The 7,564-nt window shown below is 72.4% G+C and carries 6 protein-coding genes and 1 pseudogene; 4 read left to right on the forward strand and 3 right to left on the reverse strand.

Annotated features, from left to right (window positions below; all coding sequences use genetic code 11):
* Positions 1 to 5: 5 nt before the first annotated feature.
* Complete coding sequence (locus QR77_RS21000) at positions 6 to 632, reverse strand: nucleotide exchange factor GrpE (RefSeq protein WP_040023580.1); 627 nt, start codon at positions 630 to 632, stop codon at positions 6 to 8.
* Between the two features lie 8 nt (positions 633 to 640).
* On the reverse strand, positions 641 to 2,578 hold the full coding sequence (gene dnaK, locus QR77_RS21005) for a molecular chaperone DnaK (RefSeq protein ID WP_040023582.1): 1,938 nt from the start codon (positions 2,576 to 2,578) through the stop codon (positions 641 to 643).
* Positions 2,579 to 2,872: 294 nt separating this feature from the next.
* Between dnaK and QR77_RS21010 the strand changes: the two genes are divergently transcribed.
* A complete protein-coding gene (locus QR77_RS21010) occupies positions 2,873 to 4,675 on the forward strand; it encodes a helix-turn-helix domain-containing protein (RefSeq protein WP_107068963.1) in 1,803 nt (600 codons plus the stop codon).
* 37 nt (positions 4,676 to 4,712) lie between these two features.
* Here the strand turns inward: QR77_RS21010 and QR77_RS21015 are convergent, their stop codons facing one another.
* Positions 4,713 to 5,732, reverse strand: a complete 1,020-nt coding sequence (locus QR77_RS21015) for an LLM class flavin-dependent oxidoreductase (RefSeq protein ID WP_040023584.1) — start codon at positions 5,730 to 5,732, stop codon at positions 4,713 to 4,715.
* 276 nt (positions 5,733 to 6,008) lie between these two features.
* Between QR77_RS21015 and QR77_RS21020 the strand changes: the two genes are divergently transcribed.
* The 3 genes and pseudogenes from QR77_RS21020 to QR77_RS48885 form a co-directional block, all read left to right on the forward strand.
* Positions 6,009 to 6,251 carry a hypothetical protein gene (locus QR77_RS21020; RefSeq protein ID WP_040023585.1) on the forward strand — a complete coding sequence of 81 codons (243 nt, stop codon included), beginning with the start codon at positions 6,009 to 6,011 and terminating at the stop codon, positions 6,249 to 6,251.
* Positions 6,248 to 7,048 (forward strand): ABC transporter ATP-binding protein, encoded by an 801-nt coding sequence (locus QR77_RS21025; protein WP_078876967.1) that lies wholly within the window; start codon positions 6,248 to 6,250, stop codon positions 7,046 to 7,048. The genes QR77_RS21020 and QR77_RS21025 overlap by 4 nt, the downstream gene beginning before the upstream one ends.
* A gap of 2 nt (positions 7,049 to 7,050) precedes the next feature.
* Positions 7,051 to 7,564: pseudogene (locus tag QR77_RS48885) on the forward strand (ABC transporter permease); the annotation flags it as partial.

The raw sequence follows: 7,564 nt of genomic DNA on the forward strand, positions 1-7,564 counted from the left end.
GCACCTCACTCCTGCCGCTTGCTGACCACGGCGGTCATCGGGCGGAGCTGGCTGCCCGCCTCGCCGTAGCCGGGGCGCAGCACCTCGATCACCGTTCCCGGCTCGGCTTCGGGGTCCTCCGCCACACCGACGGCTTCGTGCAGGAGCGGGTCGAAAGGCACACCGGTCTGCTCGATACGGGGGTAGCCGAGCTGCGTGAGGATGGTGACGGCCTGGTCGCGTACGGCCTTCACCCCGTCGACGATCGAGCCGGGGTCGGACTCGGTGGCGTGGGCCAGGGCGAGGTCGAGGTTGTCGACGACCGGCAGCCAGGCGGCCGCGACCCGGGCGCGTTCGGCGGCCCGTTCGCGTGCGAGGTCCTTGACCTGGCGTTTGCGGGTGTTGTCGAGGTCGGCGAGGGCCCGCATCCAGCGGTCGCGGAAGTCCTCGGCGGTGGGTTCGGGTGCCGGTTCCGATGCCGGTTCGGGTTCTGGGGCCGCTTCGGGCGTGGGCGCGTTCTCCGGCGCCGTGTCGTCCAACGGCTCCTGGGTGGCGGCGGGTTCGCCCCGTACGCCGTTCTCGTCGGGCTCCCGGGGCCGGGGCTCCTGGGACTGTTCGGGCGGCTCCGCCGCCGGCTGCTGGTGTGTGGTCACGGCGCGCCTCAGCTCTTGTCGAACTCGGCGTCGATGACGTCGTCGTCGGCGCCTTCCTTGTCGGCGGTGTCGTCCTGCGTGTCCCCGGGCCGCGCACCGTCCGTACCGCCACCGGCCGCGCCGCCACCCGCCGCACCGCCGGACCCCTGGCCCGTCTGGTGGGCGCCGAGCGCCGCGTGCATCTGCTGGAGTTCGGAGGTCAGCGACTTCGCCCTCGACGGCTCGGCCTCGTCCCGTACGGCCTGGCGGGCGTCGGCGACCAGCATCTCCGCGCGGGACCTCTCGTGTTCGGGGGCCGCTTCACCGACCTCGCCGAGGCGCCGCTCCACCTGGTAGGCGGCGGCGTCGAGTTCGTTGCGGGCGTCGACCGCCTCGCGGAGCGCCTTGTCCTCGCCACGGTTGCGTTCCGCCTCGTTCACCATCCGCTCGACCTCCGCCTGGTCGAGGTTGGAGCCCTCGCTGATGGTGATGGACTGCTCCTTGCCGGTCGCCCTGTCCTTCGCCGTGACGTTGAGGATGCCGTTGGCGTCGATGTCGAAGGTGACCTCGATCTGCGGCTCGCCCCGGGGCGCCGGGCGGATGTCGGAGAGCTGGAAGCGGCCCAGAACGCGGTTGTCGGCGGCCAGTTCGCGTTCGCCCTGCACCACCACCACATCGACGGCCGGCTGGTTGTCCTCGGCGGTGGAGAACGTCTCGGAGCGCCGTACGGGGATGGTGGTGTTGCGCTCGATGATCTTCGTCATCACACCGCCGCGCGTCTCGACCCCGAGGGAGAGCGGGGTGACATCGAGCAGCAGGACGTCCTTGACCTCGCCCTTGAGCACCCCGGCCTGGATCCCGGCACCCACGGCGACGACCTCGTCGGGGTTGACGCTCATGTTGGGGTCCTTGCCGCCGGTGAGGCGGCGTACGAGCGACTGCACGGCGGGGATCCGGGTGGAGCCGCCGACCAGGATGACCTCGTCGATGTCGTTGTCGGTCACCTTGGCGTCGGCGAGCGCCTGCTCGACCGGGCCGAGGCAGCGCTCCACGAGGTCGGCGGTGATCTGCTCGAACGTCGAGCGCATCACGGTCTCGGTCAGATGCTTCGGGCCCGCGGCGTCGGCGGTGACGAACGGCAGGCTGACCTGCGTCTGTGTGACCGAGCTGAGTTCCGTCTTCGCCTTCTCCGCGGCCTCGAAGAGGCGCTGGAGCGCCTGCGGGTCCTGGCGCAGGTCGATGCCGTTGTCCCGCTGGAACGCGTCCGCGAGATGGTCGACCAGCGCCCGGTCGAAGTCGTCACCGCCGAGATGGCTGTCGCCCGCTGTGGAACGTACCTCCACGACGCCGTCCCCGACGTCCAGGATGCTCACGTCGAAGGTGCCGCCGCCGAGGTCGAAGACGAGCACGGTCTCGTGCTCCTTCTTGTCCATCCCGTAGGCGAGCGCGGCGGCCGTCGGCTCGTTGATGATGCGCAGCACTTCAAGACCGGCGATCCGGCCGGCGTCCTTGGTCGCGGTGCGCTGGGCGTCGTTGAAGTACGCGGGTACGGTGATCACCGCCTCGGTGACCCGCTCACCCAGGGATTTCGCGGCGTCGTCGGCCAGTTTGCGCAGCACGAGCGCGCTGATCTCCTCGGGCGCGTACAGCTTGCCGCGTACGTCGATACGGGCGACTCCGCCCTCGCCCTCGACGACGTCGTACGCCACGGCCTTGGCCTCGTCCGATATCTCGTCGTAGTGCCGGCCGATGAAGCGCTTGGCGGAGTAGATCGTCCCTTTGGGGTTGAGGATGGCCTGGCGGCGGGCCAACTGCCCGATGAGTCGCTCCCCGGAGTCGGTGAAGCCGACCACGGACGGTGTGGTGCGGCTGCCCTCGGTGTTGGGGATGACGTCCGCTTCGCCGCCCTCCCACGCCGCGATCACCGAGTTGGTGGTGCCGAGATCGATTCCTACTGCCTTGGCCATGGGAACGCTCCTCAGGGACAGCCGCGCGGGCCCGTGACCCGGGCGCGGTCGAGTGCGGGCGGGCCGCCGGGTCGGACGGTCCCCCTACGATCCGAGGGTCGCGCGGGGCGGGCGGCGGAACCTGGCCCTGGGAGGTCGAAATCCGTGCCGCCGCTCGGCTCGGCAGGGCAGCCGTACGGCGCGGGGGCGCTCATGTGCGGGGGCGCGGGGGATGAGCGATGCTGGGTGACGGGGATGGGCGAGCGAGCCGTGACGCGGCGTGCACACCGCTTCGCAGAGGGGCGTGATCAGGCGATGGACTCAGCTTCCGTGGGCCCTGGACGCCAGGGCTCCGCGCCCTCCGCGCACAGTCGCACACCGGCCCGCGGCTCACCGGCCGCGCTCCCGCTCCCGGGAGGGCGGGACGGGGACCACCTGTCCGAGCTGTCCGACCTCTACGGGCTGTTCATGCTGCCGATGGCGACCCCCGACGGGTGGGAGGAAGGCAGCGTCCTGCGCCGCGCGATGTCGTCCGTACCCCGGCTCGGGCCCTGCCGGGCCGAGGCCTGCTACCGGCTCGGACAGCGGGGCCCGGCGATCGCAGCGGGCGACGAGCCGGCGGCGGAGATCCCGCTCGCCGAGCAGTTGGCGGGGCTGGACCGGCGCGACGGAGCGGTCAGCCTGCGGGACCGGGACCGGGCCCGGGACCGGGACCGGGTCTGGGCGAGGGCCTTCGTGCTGTGCGGCTCCGACGGGCCCCTCGGGTTCCTGGTGGTGAGCGCGCCGGCGGAGCCGGACCGGAGCGAGCTGTTCCTTCTCGGCGCGCTGGCCCAGCAGACCGGCCGGGCGCTGGCCGAGGTCGCGGGGCGCCACCGGGACCAGGAGCGGGCAGGCGCGCTCCGGCGGGCGAACGCCGACAAAGCCGATCATGAGGCGGTCAACGCGCAGCTCGCCGAGCAGCTCGTGGACCTGGAGATCCAGCGCTCGGTCCACGAGGTGCTCAGCAGGGCGACCATCGATGCCGAGGGCGTCGACGGCATCGCGAAGGCCGTCCACGGGCTCACCTCGCTGCCCGTCGCCATCGAGGACTGCTTCGGCAACCTCCACGCCTGGGCGGGCCCCGGCCGGCCGGATCCGTACCCGAAGCCGCGTCCGTTGCCGCGTCAACAGCTCCTGCGGGACGCGGCCCGCGAGAGCCGGCCGCTGCGCACGAAGGACGGGATCGTCGGCCTCGCCCGCTACCGGGGCGAGACGCTGGGTCTGATCACCCTGGTCGACCCCGGGCGGCGGGCGGGCGAACACGAACTGTTCGCACTCGATTACGCGTGCACGATGCTCGCCCTGGAACTCGCCCACCGGCGCAACCTGGCGGAGGTCGAGCTGCGGCTGCGCCGCGACCTGGTCGACGACCTCGTCACCGGAACCGACGACGCGGGCGCCGTCGCCCGCGCCGAGGCCGTCGGGCACGACCTGCACGGCCCGCACCACCTGGCCGTCGTGCGGTGGACGGGCCTGCCGTCCGACGAGGCCTTCAGCCGCGCCGTTTCTGGGGCCTGCCGGGCGCTGGACCTGGCGGTCCTTCCCGCGCGGCTGTCGGGACGAGAGGTCCTGGTGATCGCGGGCCCGCCGCGCGGCGACGCGCTGTACGCGGGCCTGGCGACGGCGCTCGGCTCACCGACCGGCGCGGTGGGACTCAGCGGCGCCGCCGAGACACCGCACGACCTCCCGCGCGCTTACAAGGAGGCGCTGCGCGCCCTGGAGCTGCGGACGCGCTCGCGACGCCCGTACGGCAGCACCTCGTTCGAGCAACTCGGGCTGTACCGGCTCCTCAGCACGGGGAACGACTACCACGAGGTCGAGCGGTTCGTACGCGAATGGCTCGGCCCGCTGCTCGACTACGACACCAGGCGCCACGGCGACCTGGTGCTCACGCTCACCCAGTACTTCGCGTGCGGGGGCAACTACGACGGGACCGCGGCGGCGCTGGGCGTCCACCGCAGCACGTTGCGCTACCGGCTGCAGCGCATAAAGGAGATCAGCGGCAGGGACCTGGGAGACGTGGAGCACCGCTTGAACCTCCAAGTGGCGACGCGCGTATGGCAGATCATGAGCGGCTGACCCGTCGGCGTGACCCGCCTCCGGCGCACAGCAGACGTCAGGCGGCCGGGCTCCAGCCCAGCGCGGGGCCGAGTCCGGTGGCGATGTCGGTGAGGATCTGTACGTAGTCGTCGTGCTCGAAGCTGAACGGCAGTGCGAACGCGACCTCGTCGACCTCGCGGAACGCGGCGTGGGCGTACAGCCGTTCAGCGATCTCGGCCGAGGAGCCCACGAGGTCGGGCGCGAACATCATGCGCATCGGGCCCTGGGGCTTCTCGGTGCGCGGCGTCCGCTTCAGCGCGTACTCCTCGTACTTGGCGCGCTGCGCGGGCGAGGCGTTGTCGGTCGGAATGACAACGAGCCCCTGCGAGACGCGGGCGCGCTCGCCCTCGGGGTGGTGGGCGCGGAACGTCCGGATGTGCGAGAGCTGGATCTCCGCGAAGTCCTCGGCCTCCTCGGCCTTGACAACGCTGCTGGTCAGGAAGTTCATCCCGTGGTCACCGGCCCACCAGGCCGACCGCAGGCTGGCGCCGCCGTACCACATGCGGCGGCCGAGGCCGGCGGCCTGCGGCTGGACGCGGTCGGAGAAGACCTCGAAGCCCTCGACCCCGCTGAAGTCGGTCGCGGGTGTGCCGCGTACGAAGTCCAGCAGCCGGCGGACGCGCTCGTAGCTGAAGTCCTCGGCGTTGGCGGTGTCGGGGTAGAGCGCGTGCTCGACCTTGTCGTAGTGCATCGGCGGGCCGACGCTGACGCCCGGGTTCAGCCGGCCGCCGGACAGGATGTCGACGGTCGCCAGGTCCTCGGCCAGCCGCAGCGGGTTCTCCCAGCCCAGCGGGATGACCGCGGTGCCCAGGTCGATACGGCTGGTGCGCTGCGAGGCGGCGGCCAGGACGGCGACGGGGGAGGAGATGCCGTACTGGAGGTGACGGTGCCGCACCCACGCGCTGTCAAAACCCAGCTTCTCGCCCAGCTCGATGATCTCCAGCGTCGACTCGTGTCCCCGCCGGGGGTCGGCCTGGTCGAACAGCCCGATCGTCAAGAACCCCAGCTTCCGCAGCGGTTCCGAGGTCAGCGGCACAGCGCTCCTCCATCGTTCAGGGCAGCTCTGCCCACCACCCAATTGCCCGATGATGTCAGGTCACTCGGGCCCCGTACCGACCGCCCCGCACCCGTCCGTACCGACCGCCCGGTACTGGCCGTCCGTGCCGGCCGCCGGGCCCGCGCGGCCCGGCGGGTACAGCCTGCTGTACCCCGAACAGGGGCGCTGGCGGGCTCGGCGGCGGGGGGTCGCGGTTCGTAGCGTCGGTGACGACAGAGAGAGCCCCCCACACGGGGAAACAACAGGGAGCGCACCATGACGAACACCGACCCCTACGGCCTGATCGGCGCCACCGGGACCCCTGACGGACCGCCGCCCGACGCCCAGCGGGCCGGTGTGGTGCGGCCGCTGCTCTGGGTGCTGTTGGTGATCAGCGCGGCGGGCAACATGGTGGCCTCGTACGGCGCCGCCGGCACGTCGGTCCACCTCGCCTGTGGTGTGGTCACCGCCCTCTGCGTGGTCGCGCTCGTGACGCTGCGTCTGCGGGGCCGGCGATGAGTACACGACTCGGGGAAGCAGGGGCCCGGGCCGGGGCGGCCGGGGCCGGGGCGGGGGCCGGGGATTCCGTGGTGGCTGCCGTACCCGCCATCGCGCTGAGCGATGTCAGCAAGACGTATCCGGGAGGCGTGACCGCCCTGCACGGGGTGTCCCTGACCGTGGAGCGCGGCACGTTTCTCGCCGTGATGGGGCCCTCGGGCTCCGGCAAGAGCACCCTGATGCACTGTGCGGCGGGGCTCGACGTACCCACCGGCGGGAGCGTCCGCATCGACGGTCAGGAGATCGCCGGGCTGAACGAGACCCGCAGGACCGAGCTGCGCCGCGAGCGCGTCGGTTTCGTCTTCCAGTCCTACAACCTGGTGCCCTCGCTCAGCGTCGCCGACAACATCACACTGCCGCTGCGGCTGGCACGACGCCGCCCGGACCAGGCGTGGTTGGGGGCGCTGATCGAACGGGTCGGACTGGGGGGCCGGTTGACCCACCGGCCCGCCGAACTCTCGGGCGGCCAGCAGCAACGGGCCTCGATCGTAAGGGCGTTGGCGGCCAAACCCGCCGTCGTGTTCGCCGACGAGCCGACCGGCGCACTGGATCTGCGCAGTGCGCATGATGTGCTGAAGCTGCTCCGTGACCTCGCCGACGACCTCGGTCAGACGGTGGTGATGGTCACCCACGATCCGGCGGCTGCCGCGCAGGCGCACCGGGCGGTGGTGATGGCGGACGGCCGGGTCGTGGACACCCTCGACGATCCCACCGCTCCCCAACTGGCCTCCCGGCTCATCGCGTTGGGAGAGAACTGACCATGCTGCGTCTCGCGACAGAGATGGCCAGGCACCGGATCACCGCCCTGCTGGCCGTGGCGTGCGCGGTGCTCGGAGCCGCTGTACTGCTCACCGCCACCGGCGTGCTGGCCGAGTCCGGCCTCCGCTCCCACCTCCCGGCCGGCCGGCTCGGCGGCGCCGATGTGCTGGTCTCGGCCGATCAGAGCGTGCACCGCCCCGGTGACCTGCCGCTCGCGCTGCCGGAGCGCGCCACGGTCCCGGCATCGCTGACCGGCCAACTGGCCCGGATCCCGGGCGTCACGGCCGTCGCCGCGGACATCAGCTTCCCCGCCGGGCTCGTCGACGCGCGGGGCCGGGTCGTACCGGTCGCCGACGCCCGTACGGCCGGGCACGGCTGGTCGTCGACGGAGCTGCTGGACCACCCGCGCGTCGAGGGCGCGGAACCGAAGGGTCCCGGCGAGGTCGCCGTGGACAGCGCCGTCGCCGCCGCCGCCGGTGTGAAGCCGGGCGACCGGCTCCGCGTGGTCGCGGCCG

Source organism: Streptomyces sp. 150FB (assembly GCF_000818195.1).
Taxonomy (GTDB): domain Bacteria; phylum Actinomycetota; class Actinomycetes; order Streptomycetales; family Streptomycetaceae; genus Streptomyces.

What these genes read in the sequence shown, in the direction of transcription:
- QR77_RS21010 (WP_107068963.1), top strand. Translation starts at nt 2,873, where the DNA reads ATGGACTCAGCTTCCGTGGGCCCTGGACGCCAGGGCTCCGCGCCCTCC.
- QR77_RS21020 (WP_040023585.1), top strand. Translation starts at nt 6,009, where the DNA reads ATGACGAACACCGACCCCTACGGCCTGATCGGCGCCACCGGGACCCCT.
- QR77_RS21025 (WP_078876967.1), top strand. Translation starts at nt 6,248, where the DNA reads ATGAGTACACGACTCGGGGAAGCAGGGGCCCGGGCCGGGGCGGCCGGG.
- dnaK (WP_040023582.1), bottom strand. Translation starts at nt 2,578, where the DNA reads ATGGCCAAGGCAGTAGGAATCGATCTCGGCACCACCAACTCGGTGATC.